Here is a 22,029-nt window from a genome sequence, read left to right as displayed (position 1 = left end):
GAGACCAACCATGCTGACAGTCGAAAACGTCAATCTCCATTACGGTGCGGCACAGGCCCTGCGCGGCGTGTCGATCAAGGCCGATATGGGCAAGATCACCTGCGTTCTCGGTCGCAACGGCGTCGGCAAGTCGTCGCTGCTCCGCGCCGTCACCGGGCAGCACCCGGTGTCAGCGGGTACGATCAGCTTTCAGGGCGAGACGTTGAACGGGCTTGCACCCTATCACCGTGCCAAGCACGGCATCGGCTATGTGCCGCAGGGGCGCGAGATCTTTCCGCTGCTGACCGTTCAGGAAAACCTTGAGAGCGGCTACGCGCCGCTGGAGCGCAAGGACAAGTTCATCCCGGATGACATTTTCGCGCTGTTTCCGGTGCTCAAATCCATGCTCGGACGCCGTGGTGGCGATCTGTCGGGCGGCCAGCAGCAGCAGCTGGCGATCGGGCGGGCCATGGTCACGCGGCCGAAAATCCTGGTGCTGGACGAGCCGACCGAAGGCATCCAGCCGTCGATCATCAAGGATATCGGCCGGGCTATCCGTTACCTGCGCGACAGTACCGGCATGGCGATCCTGCTGGTCGAACAGTATCTCGACTTCTGCCGGGAGCTGGCAGATCATGTCTATATTATGGATCGTGGCGAGATCGTGCACGAAGGCGCCGCTGAGACACTGGATACGGCAGAAGCAAGGCGACACCTAACTGTTTAGGGGTCAATGTTTGCATGGCTTCTATTCGTTAACGCGGTTTCAAAGCCTGGGCCTGTGTGCTAGATGAACAGCAGATGAACGCATCTTCCGAACATCGTAGATAACCCCCGCACCCCATGATGAGGCGCTGATGGTCTTTGAACGCATTGTTGGTTCTCGTTCCCGCTCCGCCCTTCGCGCTACCGCGACCGGAGCGTTTTTCTTGGCCGCAGGTGCCGCTTTTGCCGGCTGTGGCCAGCCTATGACGCCGGGTCTCCATCCGGTCACCATCGAGACCGACGGTATCGAACGCCAGGCCGTCTACTTCGTGCCGTCCTCCTATACAGGCAAGGACAAACTGCCCGTCGTGTTCGATTTTCACGGCAGCAACAGCAATCCGGTCGGCCAGTTGAAGCGCTCTTCCTGGGACAAGGTTGCCGAAAAGAACGGGTTTATCGCCGTGGCGCTGCAAGGCAGCCTGTCCGGCAAGGCGCCGGGCACCTATGGCTGGAACGTTCCGCATGTGCAGGTGAGCCAGGCTATTCTTCCCAATGGCGCCCAGGGCGGCCAGGACGAGATCGCCTTTATCGAGGATGCCGTCGAAGAGGTGAAGGATGACCTCTGCGTCGATCCGAACCGGATCTTTGCCTCGGGTTATTCCGGCGGCGGCCGCATGCTGTCGGCTTATGTCTGCTCCGGTCAGGACGATTTCGTCGCGGCAGGTTTTGTGAATTCGCTGCGCGCCGGTCGTCCCGTCGAGACCGATGGCAAGTGGGGGCCCGATGCCGCCAACTGCAATCCGGCCAAGCCGATCTCGATCGTGGCGTTTGCGGGCGAAAAGGATGCGCAGAACCCCTATGCCGGCGGCGGCAGCGCCTATTGGCAGTATGGTTTCAAGACGGCGATCAAGCGCTGGACCGATCTCGACGGCTGCAAGGGCAACGGCAACGCAAAGACTGTCGAAGGCGTCACCTACACCATGTACGGCACCTGCACCAACGGCGCCCGCATCGCCACCTACGTGTTCGAAAAGGGCACGCATGACTGGCCGAGGCCTTCGGAAGCCCGGGAAGCGGTGATGGCTGCCGCCAAGGATGGCGTTGCCGGCGTGACCAAGGTTTCAAGCGTGGTACCGGCAAAGCCTGCCTTCGACGCCAATGTCGACCCGGCTTTCCGCATGTGGGATTTCTTCTCGAAGGCCGACACGACGGATATGGTCGCCACGGCCGCGCCTGCGAAATCCTCTAGCGGATCGAAGTCTGGCACGACTGTTGCGTCTGACTGCGCGACACAGATCAACATGCAGGACACGACGTGCAGCAGCATTCAGCCGACGACACCCCGCCGCAGCGGGCAAGGGGTTCGGGACGCCTTGTAACCAAGGCGTTTGCCGGGCGCACACGGCTTGACCAGTTTTTCCAGGAAGGCTGCGCAAAAATACGCCTTCCGGAAACCTTTTCGCCTGAAATGGAGGCGATCCTCATCAACACGTCAGGGGGACTGACGGGCGGCGACGTGATCGATTGGTCCGTCGCCGCATCCGATTCCACCCGCCTCTCGGTCACCACGCAGGCCAACGAGAAGATCTACAAGGCGGCCGCAGACACGGCCTCCGTCTCCACCCATATCACCGTCGGCGAAAACGCTTCCGTCCACTGGCTGCCGCAGGAAACCATCCTGTTCGACCGTTCGTCGCTGACGCGCAGGCTCGATGTGGATCTCGCCGAAACCGCCGAATTCCTCGCCGTCGAGGCCGTCATTCTCGGTCGCAAGATGATGGGCGAAGCGGTCAATCTCGGCTTCTTCCGGGATCGCTGGCGTGTCCGGCGCGCGGGCTCCCTCATTCACGCGGAAGAGATGCGTCTCGACGGCGAGATCGCGAGGCTGGCGGAAGCGGCCGCCGTTCTCTCCGGCCAGGTCGCGTTCGCGACGCTGTTTTATTCGGGGCCGCTGGCAGAAGCCCTGTTTCCGAAGTTGCGGGACTGTCTCGGGCCCACATCCGGCGGGGCCAGCTTCTTCAACGGCAAGATCGTTGCGCGTCTCACCGCGCCGACCGGGTTCGAGCTGAGAAAAATCCTGGTACCGGCAATTTCCGTATTGCGTAACGGCGCGCCAGTGCCGAAAGTCTGGAACATCTGATTTGTCATTGATGACGCCGATTGCGGGACGCCCATGAACCTCACCCCACGCGAAAAAGACAAGCTTCTGATCTCCATGGCCGCGGTCGTTGCCCGCCGTCGGCTGGAGCGGGGCGTCAAGCTGAACTATCCAGAAGCGATCGCGCTGATCACCGACTACGTGGTGGAAGGCGCCCGCGATGGCCGCTCCGTCGCGGCTCTGATGGAGGAGGGCGCGCATGTCATCACCCGCGACCAGGTGATGGATGGCATCCCTGAAATGATCCACGACGTGCAGGTGGAGGCGACGTTCCCGGACGGAACCAAGCTCGTCACCGTGCACGAACCGATCCGCTGAGGAGTTCGCCATGGCTCTCGAACTGCGCCCCAACTGCGAATGCTGCGATAAGGATCTCGCCCCCGACAGCCGCGAGGCGATGATCTGCACGTTCGAATGCACCTATTGCATCGATTGCGCCACCGGCGTGCTTGCCGGTACATGCCCGAATTGCAATGGTGAACTGGTGCGTCGTCCGGTGCGCCCGGCCGCCGCACTCGTCAACAATCCGGCCTCTACGGTGCGTGTCCTGAAGGCCGAAGGCTGCCAGCCGAAACTCTTATTGAGCGCCTGAGGAGGTGGACCATGATACCCGGTGAAGTCTTTACCGTTGCAGGCGAGATCGAACTCAATGTCGGCGCCCCGACGATCTCGATCGAGGTTTCCAATACCGGCGACCGGCCGGTGCAGGTGGGCAGCCACTACCATTTCTTCGAGACCAATAACGGGCTTTCGTTCGATCGCGACAAGGCGCGCGGCATGCGGCTCGATATCCCCGCCGGCACTGCCGTTCGCTTCGAACCGGGGCAGACCCGGTCGATCACGCTGATCCCGCTGTCTGGCGCCCGCAAGGTCTACGGGTTCCAGCAGAAGATCATGGGTGCCCTATGAAATCGCTGGCGCTTCTAGCCGCCTGTGGCTGCGTGCTCCTGATCGACGCCCCGGCGTCCGGCGAAGACAGGCCGGAGGTGGACTGCGACAACGCCCAGGTTCAGATGGAAATGACCTACTGCGCCGAGCAGGAGTTCATCGCCGCCGACAAGCTTCTCAACACGCAGTACAAGAAGACCCGCGACCTGATCCGGGCCCGTGATGCGGATGCCGATCCCTCCACGACGGGTGCGGAGAAGGCGCTCGTCGCCGCACAACGCGCCTGGGTCACCTACCGCGACGCCCAATGCGCCTCCTACGGCTTCCAGGCCCGCGGCGGCTCGATGGAACCGATGCTGATCTACGGCTGCCAGGCAGATCTGACTGCGAAGCGGACGGAGGAGCTGAAGGAGCTGACGGAAGAGGGGAACTGAAGCGGGTGCCTTGTTGCGGCAATGGCGGTCGGATCGATGAGGAGAGGATCATGACGGAGACAGTCAAAATCAGTTCTGGAAATCAGATCACGCTGTCAGACGACGCGCTCGCAAATCTTGGAGTAAAGGCAGGCGATCAGGTCGATATCATTTCGACGCAGGACGGTGCGTTGGAAATCAGACCGAAGCGTCGCACGTTTGCCGACTTGCGGGGGATCGTCAAACTGGAGAGGCCGGTCACCTCGGAAGAGCTTGATCGTTGGGTCGCGGAAGCCCGGGGACGGAATGTAGAGGGCGACGTCGAGGAATGATCGGACTTGATACCAATGTTCTGATCCGCTGGCTTGTTCACGATCAGCTGATCGGTGGCTTGGCAGAAGACCAGGCAGAAGCGCTCGAGTCCATGTTTGCACACAACGTCGACGGCTTCTTCATTAACGAGATTGTCGTGGTCGAAATCGCGTGGGTTCTGAAGCAGCGCGCGCGACTGCCGAAAGCGCAGATCCTGGACATTCTCTCGATTGTGCTGGATCTCGAAAATGCCGTGGTGCAGGACCGGGAGGTCCTGCACGCGGCTCTGAAATCCTACGAAAATTTTGCAGGCGATTTTTCTGACCATCTCATTGGCGAAATCAATCGCCGTCAAGGTTGCAGCACGACGATGACCTTCGACAAGGCTGCGGCCAAATCACCCCAATTCACCGAGCTTCGGAGCTAGACCATCCATGCCCTACAAAATGTCCCGCGCGTCCTATGCTTCCATGTTCGGCCCGACCACCGGTGACAAGGTGCGGCTTGCCGATACCGAACTCATCATCGAAGTCGAGAAGGATTTCACCGTCTATGGCGAGGAGGTCAAGTTCGGTGGCGGCAAGGTCATTCGTGACGGCATGGGACAGAGCCAGGCAACGCGGGCCGAGGGCGCTGTCGATACTGTCATCACCAATGCGCTGATCGTCGATCACTCCGGCATCTACAAGGCCGATGTCGGTCTGAAGGACGGCCGTATCCATGCGATCGGCAAGGCCGGCAATCCGGATACGCAACCGGGCGTGACGATCATCGTCGGGCCATCGACCGAGGCGATCGCCGGCGAAGGCAAGATCCTGACGGCCGGCGGCATGGATGCGCATATCCACTTCATCTGCCCGCAGCAGATCGAGGAAGCGCTGATGTCCGGCATCACGACGATGCTGGGCGGCGGGTCGGGACCGGCGCACGGTACGCTTGCCACCACCTGCACCGGCGCCTGGCATATCGAGCGGATGATCGAAAGCTTTGATGCGTTTCCGATGAACCTCGCGCTGGCCGGGAAGGGCAATGCCTCGCTGCCGGCGCCGCTCGAGGAGATGATCCTTGCCGGCGCGTCATCGCTGAAGCTGCACGAGGACTGGGGCACGACGCCCGCTGCCATCGACAACTGCCTGACAGTCGCCGACGCCTTTGACGTGCAGGTGATGATCCACACCGATACGCTCAACGAAAGCGGCTTCGTGGAAGACACGATCGGCGCTATCAAGGGCCGCACCATCCATGCCTTCCACACGGAAGGGGCCGGCGGCGGTCACGCGCCTGACATCATCAAGATCTGCGGCAATCCCAACGTCATTCCGTCCTCGACCAATCCGACGCGGCCCTACACGATCAACACGCTGGCCGAACATCTCGATATGCTAATGGTCTGCCACCACCTGTCGCCGTCGATCCCGGAAGACATCGCCTTTGCCGAAAGCCGCATCCGCAAGGAGACGATCGCTGCCGAAGACATCCTGCACGATATCGGCGCCTTCTCGATCATCTCGTCGGACAGCCAGGCAATGGGCCGCGTCGGCGAAGTTGCCATCCGCACCTGGCAGACGGCCGACAAGATGAAGCGCCAGCGCGGCCATCTGGCCAGCGAAACCGGCGACAACGACAATTTCCGCGTCAAACGCTATATCGCCAAATACACGATCAACCCCGCGATCGCGCACGGCATCAGCCATGAAATCGGCTCGGTCGAAGTCGGCAAGCGCGCCGATCTGGTGCTCTGGAGCCCTGCCTTTTTCGGCGTAAAGCCGGAAATGGTGCTGCTCGGCGGCTCGATTGCGGCAGCACCGATGGGTGATCCGAACGCGTCTATCCCGACGCCGCAGCCGATGCACTATCGCCCGATGTTTGCAGCCTATGGCAAGCTGCGCACCAATTCCTCCGTCACCTTCGTCTCCCAGGCGTCGCTCGACGCGGGCATCGTCGGCAGGCTGGGGGTCGCTAAAAAGCTTCTCGCTGTGCGCAATACCCGTGGCGGCATCTCCAAGGCGTCGATGATTCACAATTCGCTGACGCCGCATGTGGAGGTCGATCCGGAAACCTACGAAGTGCGCGCCGATGGAGAGCTCCTGACCTGCAAGCCGGCAACGGTTCTGCCGATGGCACAGCGGTACTTCCTCTTCTGATGCAATACCTTCCCGGACACGGCGCATGAAGAGGCTTGCAAGGCGGTTGCTGCTGGCGATCCCGGCAATCGCTATCCTGATCGTTCTCGCCGTCGCCGTTGGCACATTCGTGCCGCGGCCACTGTTTGCGCCGGATCCCCCGCACGCTTCCGAAAACACGCGCCGGATCCTCGTGCTTGCCAACCCGATCCATACGGATATCGTCATCCCGCTCAACGAGGAAACGCGGACGTCCTATGCGTTTCTGGAAGCATCGGGCATTCCCGTTTCAGATCCGGCGGCGGAATGGTTGGTGATTGGCTGGGGAGGGCGGTCATTCTATCTGGAAACACCGACGTGGGCGGAGCTCAAGCCCATACCGGCATTCCGGGCGCTCACCATCGATCGGTCGGTCATGCATGTCGATGTGGCCGGCGGCATCGACGACGCGCACCCGGCGGTGCAGTCGTTCGATCTCGATGCCGGTCAGTTCGAACGGCTGTCGGCTTTCATCCGTGCCAGTTTCGTGGAGTTGGATAGCAAGGTCGTGCCCATCCCCGGAGCAGGCTACGGCGTCAATGACCGCTTCTTCGAAGCACATGGATCGTTCAACGCGCTTGTCGGCTGCAACACCTGGACAGCACGGGCGCTGAGGGCCGCGGGCCTGCGCACAGGACTGTGGAATCCCCTGCCGCAATTGCTGGCGCTGTCGCTCCGACTTTACAACTGAGAAACATCGATAATCCTGGCCACGGATTTTGCGGCCGGGGCGTAACTAGGCCTTGTGCCGAGCGTCACGCTTGGTGATTATGCCGCCTCAAGGAGACATCAATGCAGCATATCCATTCCTATCGTCCCGCCGGTGAAATCAGTGATCCGCCGGTGGATGTCGTCACCTTGCCGCATGATCTGCGGCACCTGCGCCGCAAGCTGCTGCATTTGTCGAACGGCGACATGGTCATGCTCGATCTCAAGGAAGCGGTGCTGTTTCACAATGGTGACCGGCTGGTGCTTGAGAACGGGGATACGGTGGAAGTGCAGGCGGCGCCGGAAAAGCTGTTCGAGGTCAAGGCGCGCGATCCGCTGCACCTGATCGAGCTTGCCTGGCATCTCGGCAACCGGCACCTGTCGGCGCAGATCGAGGACGGCCGTATCCTCATCCTGCGCGATCACGTCATCCGTTCCATGCTGCAGGGCCTCGGCGCAACCGTCACCGACATTGACGAACCCTTCCAGCCGGCCCGCGGCGCCTATCACGCGCATGGCGGCCATGATCACGGCAGTCACGGTCATCATGCCCATGACTGAACCGGTATGATGCAAGACGTGGGTCTGCAGGGTAAGCTTGGGCAGGGGCTAGATACGCACGCCTTGCTCCGTCTGATGGCATGGCTGTCTCCGGCTTTTCCGATCGGCGGCTTTGCCTGGTCGGGCGGGCTGGAGCGCGCGGTGGCGGATCGGCTGGTGACGTCGGCGCCCGATCTCACATCCTGGCTCGAAACCATCCTTGTTCACGGTTCGCTGTGGAACGATGCGGTGCTGTTTTCGAGCGCGTTCGAGGCTGTCGATCAGCGGGATGCGTTGAAGGACCTGTCCGAACTCGGTCTGGCGCTGGCAGGCTCGGCGGAGCGTCATGCGGAAACGTTATCGCTCGGCCAAGCCTTCGTCACGGCGGCCATCGCCTGGCCGCACGCTGTGCTGCAGCTTTTGCCGAAACAGGTGCCGTTTCCGGTCGCGGTCGGCGCCATCTCGGCGGCCCATGGCGTGCCGAAGACGAGTGCGATCGCGGCTTACCTTCACGCAGCGGTGTCGCAGTCGGTCTCGGCCGGCATCCGGCTCGGTGTCTGTGGCCAGGCTCATGGTGTCGGGATACTCGCCGATCTTGAGGCGCTGCTCGGCGAGGTCGCGGAGAAGGCACAAGGCGCGACGCTCGATGATCTCGGCGGTGCCGCCGTGCAGGCGGAGATCGCCTCGCTTCGCCACGAAACACAGCATTCGCGGCTGTTCCGGTCCTAGCGACCGGGATAAGCTGCTCCAGCAATCGAAAGGAATGTCCTCATGAAATCGGCAAACGGACCGCTTCGCGTCGGGATCGGCGGGCCGGTCGGCTCCGGCAAGACGGCGCTCACCGAAAAGCTCTGCAAGGCGATGCGCGACAAATATTCGGTCGCAGTCGTCACCAACGATATCTACACGAAAGAGGATGCCGAAGCGCTGGTGCGGATGCAGGCGCTGTCGTCGGACCGGATCGTCGGCGTCGAGACGGGCGGATGTCCGCATACGGCGATCCGCGAGGATGCGACAATCAATCTTCAGGCGATCGCCGGTCTCAACGAGCGCATTCCCGATCTCGACATCGTGTTCATCGAATCCGGCGGCGACAATCTGGCGGCGACGTTTTCCCCGGATCTCGCCGATATCACAATCTACGTGATCTCCACCTGCCAGGGCGAGGAAATTCCGCGCAAGGGCGGGCCGGGTATCACCCGCTCCGATCTCCTGATCATCAACAAGAAGGACCTGGCGCCTTACGTCGATGTCGATATCGACGTGATGGACAGGGATGCTTCGCGGATGCGCGAGATGAAGCCGCATGTCTTCACCGACCTCAAGCGCGGCGAGGGCGTCGAGCATGTGGTGCGGTTTCTGGAGACGCAGGGCGGGCTGTGAGATCGCAATGACGAGGTCTGCGGTTTCCTGACCCTTTGAGGCAAGCCATGCTGACGCGAGTGGCCGGCCTGCTCGGGCCGGCCTCCCGGGTTACTTGCTTCGACGGTTCAGATTTCCCGCAGCGCCTGTACGTCCACCACCTGGATGATGCGGCCGCGAACCGTGACGCCTGTCTTGCGCAGGGACGAAAAGGCGCGCGACAGGGCTTCGGGAGCCAGTCCCAGCATGCCGGCGAGCAGGCTTTTCTGGAACGGCAGGCGGATGGCTGCCGGTCCACCGTCAACCGGGCAGCGGCTGAGGATGTAGTTTGCCACCCGTTGCGGCGCCGTGAACAGCCGGTCGTTGGCAACACAGTCCATCGTGCTGATCAGATGACGCGACAGGGTCGTCATCACGGCGCGGGAGATACCGGGATCCTCTTCAGCCAGATCCTTGACCGTCTGCAGGTCGAAACGCACCAGCGTGCAGGTCTCTGCGGCCTGGGCGAAAAAGGGATACTTCCGGTCCGCATAAAGCATGCACTCGCCGAACGTATCTCCCGGTGCGGAAATGCGGATATCCGCATCGCGCCCGTCTCGGCTCAGCCGGTAGAGGCGGACATAGCCATTCAGCACACAGTAAAACGCTTCGGCACGTTGGCCCTCTCGCACGATGAGGTCACGGGCGGACACTGTCTCGACACTCATCGCCGACAGCATCTTGACCAGCGAGTTACCGGTCAGGCCGTGCATGAAAGGCGTTTTCATGAGAACCGCGCGGTCGCGATTGTTGAGTTTGATGTCGCCGTTTCCCATGTCCGTTCTTCTTTTCTGGCGGGGAGCTTCCTAGAATGTAATTATTCTAAATTAACACGTGCTCCGAAGCGCGTTTTGACGTCGATCAAATCGTCCAAGATTCTTTGCGATCGGGATGCGCTTTTGCATTTCCGCACCCTTCGACGTCTCCTGCCCCACACGGAATCGCTTGCTCGGAACGGTGTTTTTACTCCGCAGCCATGGGCGGAAGCCGCAGGACCTTGGCGCCGCCAGAGGCGCTGAGCATATCGTGGTCGATGCCGTTTTCGCGTTCCAGCCGGCGAAGCCGCTCGCCGAGGTCACGGTTCTCCTGGGTCAGCTCCTCATTGGAAAGGCCGAAATCCTCCTCTTCTTTCTTGCCGACCAGGCGACCGAAGATCCGCCCGAGCAGGCCGGAAAGATCGTCCATGATGAGGAAGAAGGCGGGGACAACGAGGAGCGACAGGACGGTGGAAACGATGATGCCGCCTATCACGGCGATTGCCATCGGGGCGCGGAACGATCCGCCTTCGCCGATACCCATCGCCGAGGGCAACATGCCGGCCGACATGGCGATAGACGTCATGATGATCGGGCGGGCGCGCTTGCGGCCGGCTTCGACCATCGCGTGAACACGCTCCAGTCCGTGGCGTTTCATCTCGATGGCGAAATCCACGAGCAGGATGGCGTTCTTCGTGACAATCCCCATCAGCATCAGGATACCGATCAGAACCGGCATCGACAGCGCGTTCTGGGTGACGATCAGCGCCACCGCCACGCCGCCGATCGCAAGCGGCAGCGAGAACAGGATGGTCAGCGGCTGGATGACGTCCTTGAACAGCAGGATCAGCACGACCAGAACCAGAAGCAGGCCCATCAGCATGGCATTGCCGAAGCTCTGGGTCATTTCCGCCTGCACCTTGGCGTCGCCGCTTTCGGCCAGCCGAACGGATGGCGGAAGGTTGGTTTCGTCGACGATGCGTTTGAACTCGGCCGACGACGTGTCGAGTGCCGTGCCGAAGGGCACATCCGAGCCGATCGCCACGACGCGGTTGCGGTCGTTGCGCGTGATCGAGCTCGGGCCTTCCGAATAATCCACGTCGGCAACACTGGTGAGTGGCACCGTGGCACCGCTTGCGGTCCTCAGCTTCAACGCCTTGATCGCTGCTAGATCACGCCGCACATCGAGTGAGGTCTGGACACGGATCGGGATCTGCCGGTCATCCAGGTTGATCTTGGCGAGATTGGCGTCGATATCGCCGATGGTCGCGACGCGTACGGTCTCGGAGATCTGCTGCGGCGTGATGCCGAGGCGCGCGGCTTCGGCCATACGCGGACGGATCTGCAGTTCCGGCCGGGGCAGGGCGCCGTCGGAGGAAACATTGGCAAGGATCGGCGAAGCGCGCAGGCGCGATTCCAGGAGCCCGATCGCATCGTTCAGGTCCGCCTCGTTGTCGGAGAGGAAGTTGAACGCTAGTTCGCGCTCGGCACGGTCGTTGACCTTCGAGATACGCACGTCCGGGATATCGCGGATTGCGGCAAAAATGTCCTTTTCCACGTCCCATTGCGGACGGGTACGGCCATGTTCTTCCATTTTCGGCAAAGAAGAGCCGATCAGCGGCAGGCTGCCCAGCCCCTTGTTGACCAGCGTCTTGATCAGCGAATGGTCGATGTTTTCGAGGATGACACGAACGGTCGAACGGCGCAGTTCGAGATCACCCTTGGGCGAGGCGCCACCGAGCACAAAGACGCTTTCGACGCCGTCGATATCGCGAACCGCGTGGTCGATCCTTTCAGATGTCTCGGCGGTCTCCTCCAGCGTCGCATTGGGCGGCAGCTCGACGGAGAGAACGACGCGCGAGGAATCGTCCGGCGGCAGGAAGCTGCCGGGCACCTGGCTCAGCAGCATGAGCGATCCTGCGAGGAAGGCGATGGCGCCGAGAAGCGTCGCATAGCGCCAGTACCATTTGCGGGTCGTGCCGGTGACCAGGCGCGTGTAGGCGCGCATGATCCAGCCGTCATTGTCGTGGTGGTCTTCCATCCCGTCTTCGGCGCGCATCAGATAGGCCGCCATCAGCGGCGTGATCAGGCGCGCGACCGCCAGCGAGAAGAAGACCGAGAAGGCGACGGTGAGACCGAACTGGATGAAATACTGGCCCGGAACGCCCGGCATGAAGGAGACGGGCACGAAGACGGCGATGATGGTGAAGCTCGTCGCGATGACCGCGAGGCCGATCTCGTCGGCCGCTTCGAGTGCGGCCTTGTACGGCGTCTTGCCCATCTTGATATGGCGGGCGATGTTTTCGATCTCGACGATCGCGTCATCCACCAGAATACCGGTCGCAAGCGTCAGCGCCAGGAATGAGACGAGGTTAAGCGAGAACCCCATCAGGTCCATGACCCAGAAGGTGGGGATTGCCGACAGCGGCAGGGCGACGGCCGCAATCAGTGTAGCGCGCCAGTTGCGCAGGAAAAGCATGACGACGATGATGGCAAGGATCGAGCCTTCCACCAGCGTGTGAAGGGCCGCTTCGTAATTTCCGTAGGTGAAATAGACGGAGTCGTCGACCATGGCGATCGCGACGTCGGGATGGGCTTTGCGGACGCCGTCGAGGCTTTCCGCGACGGTTTCGGCGACGGAGACTTCGCTCGCACCCTTGGCGCGGAAGACCGCGAAGGTGACGGCCGGCGTGCCGTTGAAGCGCGAGAAGGATTTCTGCTCCTCGTAGGTATCGGTGACGGTGCCGAGCTCCGACAGCCGCACGAAACGGTTGTTGGAAAGGCTGATCGACGTCTCGGCCAGTTGCGCCACATCGCGGGCATCGCCGAGCGTGCGGATCGTCTGTTCGTTGCCCGCCACCTGGCCACGGCCGGAGCCGAGATTGACGTTGGTGCCGCGGATCTGCTGGTTCACGTCGGCTGCCGTGATGCCATAGGCATCGAGCTTGGCGGGATTGAGCGAGACGCGCACTTCGCGATCGGAGCCGCCGTAACGGTCGATACGGCCGATCCCGGCCTGGCCTTCCAGCGCCCGCGTCACCGTGTCGTCGACGAACCAGGAGAGTTCTTCGAGCGTCATGTTCGGCGACGAGACGGCGAATGTCTGGATCGCCTGTCCTTCGACATCGACCTTGGTGACGATCGGTTCCTCGATGCCGGCCGGCAGGTCGCCGCGGATCTTGTCGATCGCGTCCTTGGTATCCTGCACCGCTTCGGGCGTTGGCTTTTCGATGCGGAAGACGACGACCGTCTGCGACTGGCCATCGGTGATGGTGGACTGGACCTCGTCGATGCCGCTGATCGAGGCGACGGCATCCTCGATCTCCTTGGTCACCTGTACTTCCAGTTCGGCAGGCGATGCGCCGGACTGGACGACGGTGACGGAGACGACGGGCACGTCGATATTCGGGAAGCGGGTGATCGGCAGCGCATAGAAGGACTGGATGCCGACGTACAGCAACAGGGCAAAGCCGAGAAGCGGCGCGATCGGGTTGCGGATGGACCAGGCGGAGAAGTTCATCTTCGCGTCCTCAATTCGAAACAGCGGCGGGCGGGGCCCGGTCAGCTTCGGCCTTGTCGGCGCCAGCCTTTGAGCCCGGCAGGACCGGGTTGATCTTGTCGCCGTCGCGCACGAAGGCGCCGGCCTTGGCGACGACCCGGTCGCCCTCGGCAATGCCACTGACGATCTGGATGAAGCCGCCGTCCTGAATGCCGGTTTCTATCTTGACCTGCTTGACGGTGTCGCCGTCCACCTTGCGGGTGACCGAGCCCGACGGCGCCGTGGTCACGGCCGAGAGCGGCAGGGCCAGCGCCGTCGTTTCGGTGATGACGATCTCCGCACTGCCATACATGCCCGATCGGGCACCACTTTCGTCATCCACGACGATATGCACGGCGCCGAGGCGGGTGGTCGCATCGACGGAGGGCGAAACGATCCGCACCTTGCCTTCGATCTTGCGTGTGCCGCCGGCAATGGTGATGATCGCCTTCTGGCCGAGCTTGACCTTCTGGATGTCTGTTTCCGAAAGATCGGCCACGAGTTCGATCGCGCCGTCTTTGATGATAGTAAAGAGCGGTTCGCCGGCGCCGGCGGCAATCGCGCCGATCCGCGCATTCTTGGCCGTGACGACGCCATCAACCGGGCTTTTGACGCCGGTGCGGGCAAGGTTGAGGTCGACGTCCTTGATCTGCGCATCGACGACCTTGACGTCGGCCTCACCGACGGAAACGGCCTGTTTCGCCGCGTTCAGCCGTGCTTCGGCGACTTCAACCTGGGCCTGCGTCTGTTCGACCTGGCTCTGGCTGCTGGTGCCGTTTTGTCCGAGTTTTCTGGTGCGGTCGCGCTGGCGGATGGCGTCGGCAAGATTGGCTTCGGCCTCGATCACCTGCGCCTTGTATTGCGCGACGCCGGCCTCGGCCTTGGCCCTGTTTGCCTCAAGCTGGCTTTTTTGCAGAATGAGCGAGTCGTCGTTGAGGGTTGCGAGAACCGCGTCCTGCTTCACCTCGTCGCCGACATCGGCATCGACGCTGCGGATAGAGAGACCGTCGACCAGAGGCTGGATGTAGATTTCCTCGATCGGGCGGATCGTACCGGTCGCGATGACCCGATCGGTCATCGGGCGGGTTTTGGCCTCGGTCACGATGATCGACGGAAGGTTCTTCTGCGGTGCGGTCGGCTGTGCTTGCTGCGCCAATGCCGGAAAGGCGAGGAGCGTGATCAGGGCAGGGGCGAGGGACGCCGCCAACAACGCGAGCTTTGACGAAATGCGAAACATGCGACGACTTCCGATGCACCAGAGGGTCTTTATTTCGCTGTCCGGGATCCGCGCCCCTCCCTGCGCAGTACCTGATGAGGTGGTGACGACCCAAAGCCGCCACAAGTCCGTCACCCGACAAATTCATGTCCCGTGTTTTTACGGCTTCCGTCGCCGCAAATCAATCTGCTCGCGGAAATGCCAAGACCAAGATCAGTGATGGTTACCGCCCCCTAAAATATGCCCGGCAGCGCGCCGGGCATATACTGTTTTCGGCAGGTTAGATCGGCTCGATCAGGGCCTGCTTATTTAAGAGCGGCGGTCGTTACATCGGTCGTGTAGCCACCATCCGGCTGCTTGGTGATGATCTTCTGGTCGAGCAGCGCCTTTACCGTGCGCTCGTAGGTCGCCATGTCCAGCTTGCCGTCGCCGATCAGCTTTGCCACTTCGCCCATCATGCGCTTCTGGTGGTTCTCGTCCTGGCCGCCATTGTCCATGACGATCTCTGCGGCTTCTTCCGGGTTCTCGATCGCGTATTTCCAGCCCTTCATCGAAGCGCGCACGAACTTGACCATGTTCTCCTTGAACTTTGGATCGGCCAGCTTGGTATCGAGAGCGTAGAGCCCGTCTTCCAGAAGGTCGTTGCCGAGCTTGGTATAGTTGAAGACGACCAGATCTTCGGCCTTGAAGCCGGCGTCAATCGCCTGCCAGTATTCGTTATAGGTCATGACGGAGATGCAGTCCGCCTGCTTCTGGATCAGCGGCTGGACGTCGAAGCTCTGCTTCAGAACCGTCACGCCATCCGTACCGCCCTCGGTCTTCAAGCCGATCTTGTTCATCCAGGCAAAGAATGGATACTCGTTGCCGAAGAACCAGACGCCGAGCGTCTTGCCCTTGAAATCGGCTTCCGTCTTGACCGGTCCGTCCTTCGGGCAAATCAGCTCGAGACCGGACTTGGCGAAAGGCTGGGCGATGTTGGTCAGCGGTACGCCCTTTTCGCGGGCAACCAGCGCGCCGCCCATCCAGTCGACGATCACGTCGGCGCCGCCGCCGGCGATCACCTGTTCCGGAGCGATATCGGGACCACCCGGCTTGATCGTCACGTCAAGGCCTTCCTCCTCGTAGAAGCCCTTGTCCTTGGCCACGAAATAGCCGCCGAACTGGCCCTGTGCCACCCATTTCAGCTGCAGCGTCAGCCTGTCGGCGGCGAACGCATTGGATGCGGCAAGCGAGAACGCCCCCGCCATCAGTGCCATGATCATCTTTTTCATTGTCGTTTCCCTCTTTTGTTGCCGCCCCCGTTTTCGGGATGCGGATCGTCAGCGACTAACCCCCACGGTTAGACGGATGCCAGAATGTCGTTGCTCTCTCGGCAAGGGCGACGACGCCATAAAAGAGCGATCCGGCAAGCGCCGCAACCGCGATTTCGGCCCAGACCATGTCGACATTCATGCGCCCGATCTCGGTGGAGATGCGAAAGCCCATGCCGACGATCGGCGTGCCGAAGAATTCCGCAACGATGGCGCCGATCAGCGCCAGGGTGGAGTTGATCTTCAGCGCGTTGAAGATGAACGGCATGGCGGCCGGAAGCCTGAGCTTCATCAGCGTCTGCCGGTAATCCGACGCATAGGAGCGCATCAGGTCACGCTCCATCGTTCCGGAGGCGGAAAGCCCGGCCACCGTGTTCACCAGCATCGGGAAGAAGGTCATGATCGTGACGACGGCGGCCTTCGACTGCCAGTCGAAACCGAACCACATGACCATGACCGGTGCGACGCCGATGATCGGCAGCGCCGACATCAGATTGCCGATCGGCATCAGTCCGGCGCGCAGGAAGGCGAAGCGATCGGCAAGGATCGCCACCACGAAGCCCGCGCTGCAGCCGAGGATGTAGCCCGCCAGCACCGCCTTGAAGATCGTCTGCTGCACGTCCGCCCAGAGGATCGACAGCGAGGCTGCAATGCGAACGCCGATCGAGGAGGGCGGCGGCAGGAGGATGAAGGGCACGCCGAAGCCGCGGGTGAGCGCTTCCCACAGGATCAGCAGCCACGCGCCGAAGATCGTCGGGATCGCAAGCCCCAGCAGTCCGTCCGCGAACCTGGAACGGGTCCGGATCTCCGACAACAGGCTGACGCAGCGCCATGCCAGCAGCCAGTTGGCCGCGATCATCAGGAAGAACGCCGTCGAGGCCTTGCCCTCGTTTCCGGCGAGGCCTGAAACCAGGATGCCGGTCGAGAGGTGGCAGAAGACGAAAATCGCGGCCGCGAGAAACAGGGGCGGCAGCGGCAGAAACGAAACGACCGCGCCTGCAATGGACAGGGCGAAAATCGCACACAGCGTCATCGGTGCAAAACGTGTCACCGCATCGGGATCGAGGAGCGGCAGGGCCGCAAGCGCTGCGAGCGACAGCACCAGCGATAGCCAGCCCTGCCATGACTGGAGGAGGGAGGTTCGCAGAGATGCGCTCATGTCGGCTTTCCTCCCATGTTGCGGTTGACGATCTTTCCGGCGATCCCGACGACTGCGACCAGAAGCGATGCGAGCACGGAGCCCGCCACCAGCGCCGCCCAGATATCGATCGTCTGGCTGTAATAGGCGCCGGCGAGAAGCTTCGAGCCGATGCCGGCGACGGCGCCGGTCGGGAGCTCACCGACGATCGCGCCGACGAGACTTGCGGCAATCGCCACCTTCATCGAGGTGAACAGGAACGGCACCGAGGCGGGGACACGCAGCTTCCAGAAAGTCTGTGCGGCGCTGGCATGATAGGTGCGCATCAGATCGAGCTGGATAAGTTCCGGCGAGCGCAGGCCCTTCACCATACCGACTGCGACGGGGAAGAACGAGAGGTAGGTGGAGATCACTGCCTTCGGCACCAGACCGGAAATCCCGATCGCGCCGAGCGTGACGATCACCATCGGCGCGACGGCAAGGATCGGCACGGTCTGCGACGCGATGATCCACGGCATCAGGCTGCGGTCGAGCGCGCGCACGTGGACGATGCCGACCGCGATCAGGATGCCGAGAAGCGTTCCGAAACCGAAGCCCGCAAGGGTCGAGGAGAGCGTCACCCAGGCGTGATAGACGAGGCTGCGATTCGAGGAAACGCTTCGCAGAAACGTGTTCGCGAAAACATTCGACGCCACCTGATGCGGCGCCGGCAGGATCGGTTTCGGCTGCGACATCGTCTTGCCGAGGAATTCCATCGGCGTCGAGGTCACACTGGCGCGCCGGTCGAGATCGCGCTGGAATGGCGCGTTCATGAAATACGCGCCGACATACCAGATCGCGACGATGACGAGGACGACTGTTGCGACGGGCAGGATGCGGTGACGGAAGAGGGTTTCCTTGTGCATCAGCCCTTCGCCCCCATCGGCACCAGCATCAGCACCATGGCAGCGACCCCGAGCCCGACGCCGGCCAGCTGCTGCGGCGTCAGTTTCTCGCCGAAAACGGCAAAGGCGATGACGTTGATGAGAAGCAGCTGCGCGATCGCCGAAACGGAGATGGCGAGCCCCAGCCCGCCCTCGCGCATCAGCTTCACCATCATCAGGTTGCCTGCGCAGTAGAGCACCAGCGACAGCAGGAGAAGGAGGATGTTGCTGGAGGCGATATAGGCACGCGAGGCGGTTGCCGCCGCAAGAAATGTCGCCATGGCGCCGCACAGCCAGAGCAGGAAGGCAGCGTTCATGGTGAGATCTCCCAATGAACGCCTTTTGCCGCCGGAAGAGACCGAGCCTTCAGCGTGAGAGAAGAGTGCAAATCCCTATTCCTCATAGCTGTGCCCCGCGCGCAGACCTTCGCGGACCCGATGAGCGATCGCCAGAAATTCCGGCGTCTCGCGGATATCGAGCGGGCGTTCCTTCGGCAGGGTCGAGGTGATCACGTCGGTCACCCGCCCGGGTCGCGGCGACATCACCACGATCTTGGTGGAGAGATAGACCGCCTCGGGGATCGAGTGGGTGACGAAGCAGATGGTCTTTTGCGTCCGCTCCCAGAGTTTCAGGAGTTGCTCGTTCAGATGGTCGCGGACGATCTCGTCCAGTGCGCCGAAGGGCTCGTCCATCAGAAGGAGATCGGCATCGAAGGCGAGCGCGCGGGCGATCGAGGCGCGCTGCTGCATGCCGCCGGAAAGCTGCCAAGGATATTTCTTGCCGAAGCCCGAGAGATTGACGAGATCGAGCGTCCGCTCGATGCGGCTCGCGCGTTCCGCTGCCGAATAGCCCATGATTTCGAGCGGAAGGGCGATGTTGTTCTCGATCGTCCGCCAGGGATAAAGCGCCGGCGCTTGAAACACGTAGCCGTAGGAGCGGCTTTTCCGCGCTTCCTCCGGCGTCATTCCATTGACGAGGATTTCGCCCGAGGTTGCCCGTTCCAGATCCGCGATCACCCGCAAAAACGTCGTCTTGCCGCAGCCGGAAGGGCCGATGAAGGAAACGAAATCGCCCTTTTTCACGTCGAGATCGACATCAGACAGCGCATGAACCGGCCCGTCGCCGGTCTCGAATGTCAGGCCGAGCTTTCTCGCAGAGACGACGGAGTAGGTCATGGGCGCGCTCCGTCGAAAGCGTGGCTGATCGTTTGAAAGGCCGGGTTTTCTGGTATCATCACGCTGCACATCCGGCCGTCGGCGCCATGGAGGCTGCCGCGGTTCTGCTGGAGAGGGGGAGTTTCAATGGACACGTCATCAAGACCGACCTGCCGTATCGTCAGGCCCGATGCCGCCTATGACGGCAAGCAGGGTCTCACCTATGTTCAGGGCATTTCCGCCGAAACGGTCGGCTCCAAGGGCATCTGCATGCATCTTCTGACCATTCCGCCGGGGGCAAAAGCCAAGGCGCATTTGCACGAAACCCATGAGACCGCGATCTACATGCTCTCCGGCTCCGCCGACACTTGGTATGGGGATCGGCTGGAGAACCACGTCGTGCTGCATGCGGGCGAGCTGATGTACATTCCGGCCGGTGTTCCGCATCTGCCAGCCAACCGGTCGGGCACGCCCTGCACCGCGATCATCGCGCGCACCGATCCCAACGAGCAGGAGAGCGTCGTCCTGCTGCCGGAGCTGGATGCTTTGGTGGACTGAGCCACCGGCCCTCGCCTTACCGGGTACCGCTGTCATCAAGCCGCTCATACGCCTGATGCCGGGATGCCGGAGCGTTCCACCTTGCGGGGCGCGGTGATCTCCTTCCAGGCCGACAGCGCCTTGCTGACGGCTGGGAACGGCGGGCGGGAAACGAACTTGCCGTCGCCCGGCTTCGTGCGGATCTCGCCATTGGCATAGGCGACATTGCCGCGCGACAGCGTGAAGCGCGGCAGCCCGGTCACATGCTTGCCTTCGAACACGTTGTAATCGATCGCCGATTGCTGGGTTGCGGCGGAGATCGTCTTTGAGGCCTTCGGGTCGAGCACCACGATATCCGCGTCGGCTCCAACCAGGATCGCGCCCTTCTTCGGGTAGATGTTGAGGATCTTGGCGATGTTGGTGGAGGTGACTGCCACGAACTCGTTCATGGTGATGCGGCCGGTCTCGACGCCGTGGGTCCACAGCATCGGCAGGCGGTCTTCAAGGCCGCCGGTGCCGTTCGGGATCTTGCGGAAATCGCCGCGCCCGGTGCGTTTCTGGTCGGTGGTGAAGGCGCAGTGGTCGGTCGCTACCACCTGCAGCGAACCGGCCGCCAGGCCCGCCCATAGCGAATCCTGATGGCGCTTGTCGCGGAACGGCGGCGACATCACGCGGCGGGCGGAATGATCCCAGTCCGGATGGGCGTATTCGCTTTCGTCGAGCGTCAGATGCTGGATCAGCGGCTCGCCATAGACCCGCATGCCGGACTGGCGGGCGCGCCTGATCGCCTCATGCGCCTGTTCGCAGGACGTGTGCACCACATAGAGCGGAACGCCCGCGGTATCGGCAATGATGATGGCGCGGTTGGTCGCTTCGCCCTCGACGGAAGCGGGGCGGGAATAGGCATGCGCCTCGGGTCCGTCATTGCCCGCGTCCATCAGTTTCTGCTGCATGGCGGCGACGATATCGCCGTTTTCCGCATGTACGAGCGGCAGGGCTCCAAGCTCGGCGCAGCGCGAGAACGAGGCGAACATCTCGTCGTCATTGACCATCAGCGCGCCCTTGTAGGCCATGAAGTGCTTGAACGTGTTGATCCCGTGGTTGCGCACCAACGCCTTCATCTCGTCAAACACCTGCTCGCTCCACCAGGTGATCGCCATGTGGAAGGAATAGTCGCAATGGGCGCGGGTCGCCTTGTTGTCCCAGCGCTTGAGCGCATCAAGCAGCGACTGACCCGGCTCGGGCAGGCAGAAATCCACCACCATCGTGCTGCCGCCCGAAAGCGCCGCCCGCGTGCCGCTATCGAAATCGTCGGCCGAATAGGTGCCCATGAACGGCATTTCCAGATGCACATGCGGATCGATCCCGCCCGGCATTACGTAAGCGCCTGACGCATCCAGGACTTCCTCGCCCCGGAGATCCGGCCCGATCTCGACGATCCGCCCACCCTCGATCTTCACATCCGCCTTGTAGGTGAGGTCGGCTGTCACGACAGTGCCGTTCTTGATGATGGTGGTCATGGCTCGCTCCCTTGTTCTGATGTCTGGGCCTGCAACTGCATCTTGTGCGTCAGCCCGATAATGTGCAGCAACGCGATTTCCAGCCGGTTCAGATCGTCTTCGTCTAATCGGCCGATCCGCTGCCGGATGACCTCCCTGCGCAAAGGTGAGATTTTCTCCGACATGATCTGGGACAGTTCCTGCAAGCCATTGTCGATGGTGGGCACGATGATCGGGCGAAGCCAGGGGGTCTCGATGACATGGGTCGTCATCGGGCATGCCAGGATCGTCGTGAGGATTTCATTGAGGTCGTCGTGCTGGAGGATGACGGCAGGTCTTGGCTTTCCAAGCTCACCGGGGAAAACCGCGATAACGATATCTCCACGCTTGAGCTTCACGGCTTATCCCAATTCGTGGGGCCGACAGCATCGAGCCAGTCCATGACCCCTTCGGCCTTGTCCGCTTCGGCGATCTTCCGGGCCTCTTCCTGTAGCTGCTCGCGGACGGTCTCATTGTCGAGATCCGGCACCCAAACCTCGATCGGCCGGTAGCCCTTGCGGATCAGCTCGGCGCGTTCTTCTTCAGAGACTTCGCGTGGCCTGCCCATGTCATTGCCTCCTGTCACTGATGGCGCGATGCCGCGCTATGGACGAGTTTTCCGGGTCGAGCTCAATGCGATGGCTCGAACCTCGT

26 protein-coding genes are annotated in these 22,029 nt (G+C 62.0%); 15 read left to right on the top strand and 11 right to left on the bottom strand.

Annotated features, from left to right (window positions below; all coding sequences use genetic code 11):
• Positions 1-10: 10 nt before the first annotated feature.
• The 14 genes from urtE (at position 11) to ureG (ending at position 9,248) form a co-directional block, all read left to right on the top strand.
• On the top strand, positions 11-706 hold the full coding sequence (gene urtE / locus ACQY1K_RS12160; protein ID WP_113109896.1) for an urea ABC transporter ATP-binding subunit UrtE: 696 nt from the start codon (positions 11-13) through the stop codon (positions 704-706).
• Positions 707-908: 202 nt separating this feature from the next.
• Positions 909-2,063: an alpha/beta hydrolase family esterase gene (locus ACQY1K_RS12155; RefSeq protein ID WP_430257475.1), complete on the top strand. Its 1,155-nt coding sequence runs from the start codon at positions 909-911 to the stop codon at positions 2,061-2,063.
• Positions 2,000-2,824 carry an urease accessory protein UreD gene (locus ACQY1K_RS12150; RefSeq protein ID WP_430257474.1) on the top strand — a complete coding sequence of 275 codons (825 nt, stop codon included), beginning with the start codon at positions 2,000-2,002 and terminating at the stop codon, positions 2,822-2,824. The genes ACQY1K_RS12155 and ACQY1K_RS12150 overlap by 64 nt, the downstream gene beginning before the upstream one ends.
• 33 nt (positions 2,825-2,857) lie before the next feature.
• Positions 2,858-3,160: an urease subunit gamma gene (locus ACQY1K_RS12145; protein WP_062455242.1), complete on the top strand. Its 303-nt coding sequence runs from the start codon at positions 2,858-2,860 to the stop codon at positions 3,158-3,160.
• Between the two features lie 10 nt (positions 3,161-3,170).
• Positions 3,171-3,434 (top strand): DUF1272 domain-containing protein, encoded by a 264-nt coding sequence (locus tag ACQY1K_RS12140; RefSeq protein ID WP_192086168.1) that lies wholly within the window; start codon positions 3,171-3,173, stop codon positions 3,432-3,434.
• An 11-nt stretch (positions 3,435-3,445) separates the two neighbouring features.
• A complete protein-coding gene (locus tag ACQY1K_RS12135; RefSeq protein WP_430257473.1) occupies positions 3,446-3,751 on the top strand; it encodes an urease subunit beta in 306 nt (101 codons plus the stop codon).
• A complete protein-coding gene (locus ACQY1K_RS12130) occupies positions 3,748-4,164 on the top strand; it encodes a lysozyme inhibitor LprI family protein (protein ID WP_430257472.1) in 417 nt (138 codons plus the stop codon). Before ACQY1K_RS12135 ends, ACQY1K_RS12130 begins: the two co-directional genes overlap by 4 nt.
• A gap of 50 nt (positions 4,165-4,214) precedes the next feature.
• Positions 4,215-4,475, top strand: a complete 261-nt coding sequence (locus ACQY1K_RS12125; RefSeq protein WP_184653777.1) for an AbrB/MazE/SpoVT family DNA-binding domain-containing protein — start codon at positions 4,215-4,217, stop codon at positions 4,473-4,475.
• The gene (locus ACQY1K_RS12120; protein WP_430257471.1) at positions 4,472-4,882 is read left to right on the top strand and encodes a PIN domain-containing protein; all 411 of its coding nucleotides are present in this window, start codon (positions 4,472-4,474) and stop codon (positions 4,880-4,882) included. Before ACQY1K_RS12125 ends, ACQY1K_RS12120 begins: the two co-directional genes overlap by 4 nt.
• Before the next feature lie 7 nt (positions 4,883-4,889).
• The gene (gene ureC / locus ACQY1K_RS12115) at positions 4,890-6,599 is read left to right on the top strand and encodes an urease subunit alpha (RefSeq protein WP_430257470.1); all 1,710 of its coding nucleotides are present in this window, start codon (positions 4,890-4,892) and stop codon (positions 6,597-6,599) included.
• A gap of 25 nt (positions 6,600-6,624) precedes the next feature.
• Positions 6,625-7,308 (top strand): TIGR02117 family protein, encoded by a 684-nt coding sequence (locus tag ACQY1K_RS12110; RefSeq protein ID WP_430257469.1) that lies wholly within the window; start codon positions 6,625-6,627, stop codon positions 7,306-7,308.
• A 101-nt stretch (positions 7,309-7,409) separates the two neighbouring features.
• The gene (gene ureE / locus ACQY1K_RS12105) at positions 7,410-7,886 is read left to right on the top strand and encodes an urease accessory protein UreE (RefSeq protein ID WP_430257468.1); all 477 of its coding nucleotides are present in this window, start codon (positions 7,410-7,412) and stop codon (positions 7,884-7,886) included.
• Positions 7,887-7,892: 6 nt separating this feature from the next.
• Positions 7,893-8,594 (top strand): urease accessory protein UreF, encoded by a 702-nt coding sequence (locus ACQY1K_RS12100; protein WP_430257467.1) that lies wholly within the window; start codon positions 7,893-7,895, stop codon positions 8,592-8,594.
• A 42-nt stretch (positions 8,595-8,636) separates the two neighbouring features.
• Positions 8,637-9,248, top strand: coding sequence for an urease accessory protein UreG (gene ureG / locus ACQY1K_RS12095; RefSeq protein ID WP_062582696.1), 612 nt, complete (start codon positions 8,637-8,639; stop codon positions 9,246-9,248).
• Between the two features lie 107 nt (positions 9,249-9,355).
• On the opposite strand, the gene ACQY1K_RS12090 is transcribed toward ureG, so the two are convergent.
• From ACQY1K_RS12090 to ACQY1K_RS12055, 8 genes are all read right to left on the bottom strand, one after another.
• Entirely contained in the window at positions 9,356-10,042 is a 687-nt protein-coding gene (locus tag ACQY1K_RS12090; RefSeq protein ID WP_062455259.1) for a Crp/Fnr family transcriptional regulator, read from the bottom strand.
• Positions 10,043-10,229: 187 nt separating this feature from the next.
• Positions 10,230-13,541: an efflux RND transporter permease subunit gene (locus ACQY1K_RS12085; protein WP_209901552.1), complete on the bottom strand. Its 3,312-nt coding sequence runs from the start codon at positions 13,539-13,541 to the stop codon at positions 10,230-10,232.
• 10 nt (positions 13,542-13,551) lie between these two features.
• Positions 13,552-14,796, bottom strand: a complete 1,245-nt coding sequence (locus ACQY1K_RS12080) for an efflux RND transporter periplasmic adaptor subunit (protein ID WP_082472011.1) — start codon at positions 14,794-14,796, stop codon at positions 13,552-13,554.
• 284 nt (positions 14,797-15,080) lie between these two features.
• On the bottom strand, positions 15,081-16,046 hold the full coding sequence (locus tag ACQY1K_RS12075) for an ABC transporter substrate-binding protein (RefSeq protein WP_430257466.1): 966 nt from the start codon (positions 16,044-16,046) through the stop codon (positions 15,081-15,083).
• A 55-nt stretch (positions 16,047-16,101) separates the two neighbouring features.
• Positions 16,102-17,244, bottom strand: coding sequence for an ABC transporter permease (locus tag ACQY1K_RS12070; protein WP_430257465.1), 1,143 nt, complete (start codon positions 17,242-17,244; stop codon positions 16,102-16,104).
• A complete protein-coding gene (locus tag ACQY1K_RS12065; protein ID WP_430257464.1) occupies positions 17,241-18,128 on the bottom strand; it encodes an ABC transporter permease in 888 nt (295 codons plus the stop codon). Before ACQY1K_RS12065 ends, ACQY1K_RS12070 begins: the two co-directional genes overlap by 4 nt.
• Complete coding sequence (locus tag ACQY1K_RS12060) at positions 18,128-18,463, bottom strand: hypothetical protein (RefSeq protein ID WP_113165704.1); 336 nt, start codon at positions 18,461-18,463, stop codon at positions 18,128-18,130. The genes ACQY1K_RS12065 and ACQY1K_RS12060 overlap by 1 nt, the downstream gene beginning before the upstream one ends.
• Positions 18,464-18,538: 75 nt before the next feature.
• The gene (locus ACQY1K_RS12055) at positions 18,539-19,321 is read right to left on the bottom strand and encodes an ABC transporter ATP-binding protein (RefSeq protein WP_062582706.1); all 783 of its coding nucleotides are present in this window, start codon (positions 19,319-19,321) and stop codon (positions 18,539-18,541) included.
• 126 nt (positions 19,322-19,447) lie between these two features.
• Here ACQY1K_RS12055 and ACQY1K_RS12050 point away from each other — a divergent pair, with 126 nt between their 5' ends.
• Positions 19,448-19,858 (top strand): cupin domain-containing protein, encoded by a 411-nt coding sequence (locus ACQY1K_RS12050; RefSeq protein WP_113165702.1) that lies wholly within the window; start codon positions 19,448-19,450, stop codon positions 19,856-19,858.
• 44 nt (positions 19,859-19,902) lie between these two features.
• Here the strand turns inward: ACQY1K_RS12050 and hydA are convergent, their stop codons facing one another.
• The 3 genes from hydA to ACQY1K_RS12035 are packed head-to-tail and all read right to left on the bottom strand — an operon-like array spanning position 19,903 to position 21,943.
• Positions 19,903-21,357 (bottom strand): dihydropyrimidinase, encoded by a 1,455-nt coding sequence (gene hydA, locus ACQY1K_RS12045; RefSeq protein WP_430257463.1) that lies wholly within the window; start codon positions 21,355-21,357, stop codon positions 19,903-19,905.
• Positions 21,354-21,734, bottom strand: coding sequence for a type II toxin-antitoxin system PemK/MazF family toxin (locus ACQY1K_RS12040; protein ID WP_192086177.1), 381 nt, complete (start codon positions 21,732-21,734; stop codon positions 21,354-21,356). The genes hydA and ACQY1K_RS12040 overlap by 4 nt, the downstream gene beginning before the upstream one ends.
• Positions 21,731-21,943: an antitoxin MazE-like protein gene (locus ACQY1K_RS12035; RefSeq protein WP_184653757.1), complete on the bottom strand. Its 213-nt coding sequence runs from the start codon at positions 21,941-21,943 to the stop codon at positions 21,731-21,733. Before ACQY1K_RS12035 ends, ACQY1K_RS12040 begins: the two co-directional genes overlap by 4 nt.
• Positions 21,944-22,029 lie beyond the last annotated feature (86 nt).

Source organism: Neorhizobium sp. IRS_2294, from assembly GCF_050500145.1.
Taxonomy (GTDB): domain Bacteria; phylum Pseudomonadota; class Alphaproteobacteria; order Rhizobiales; family Rhizobiaceae; genus Neorhizobium; species Neorhizobium soli.
The sequence above is the reverse complement of the archived record's forward strand: the minus strand, read 5'-3'. Positions and strand labels throughout refer to the sequence as shown.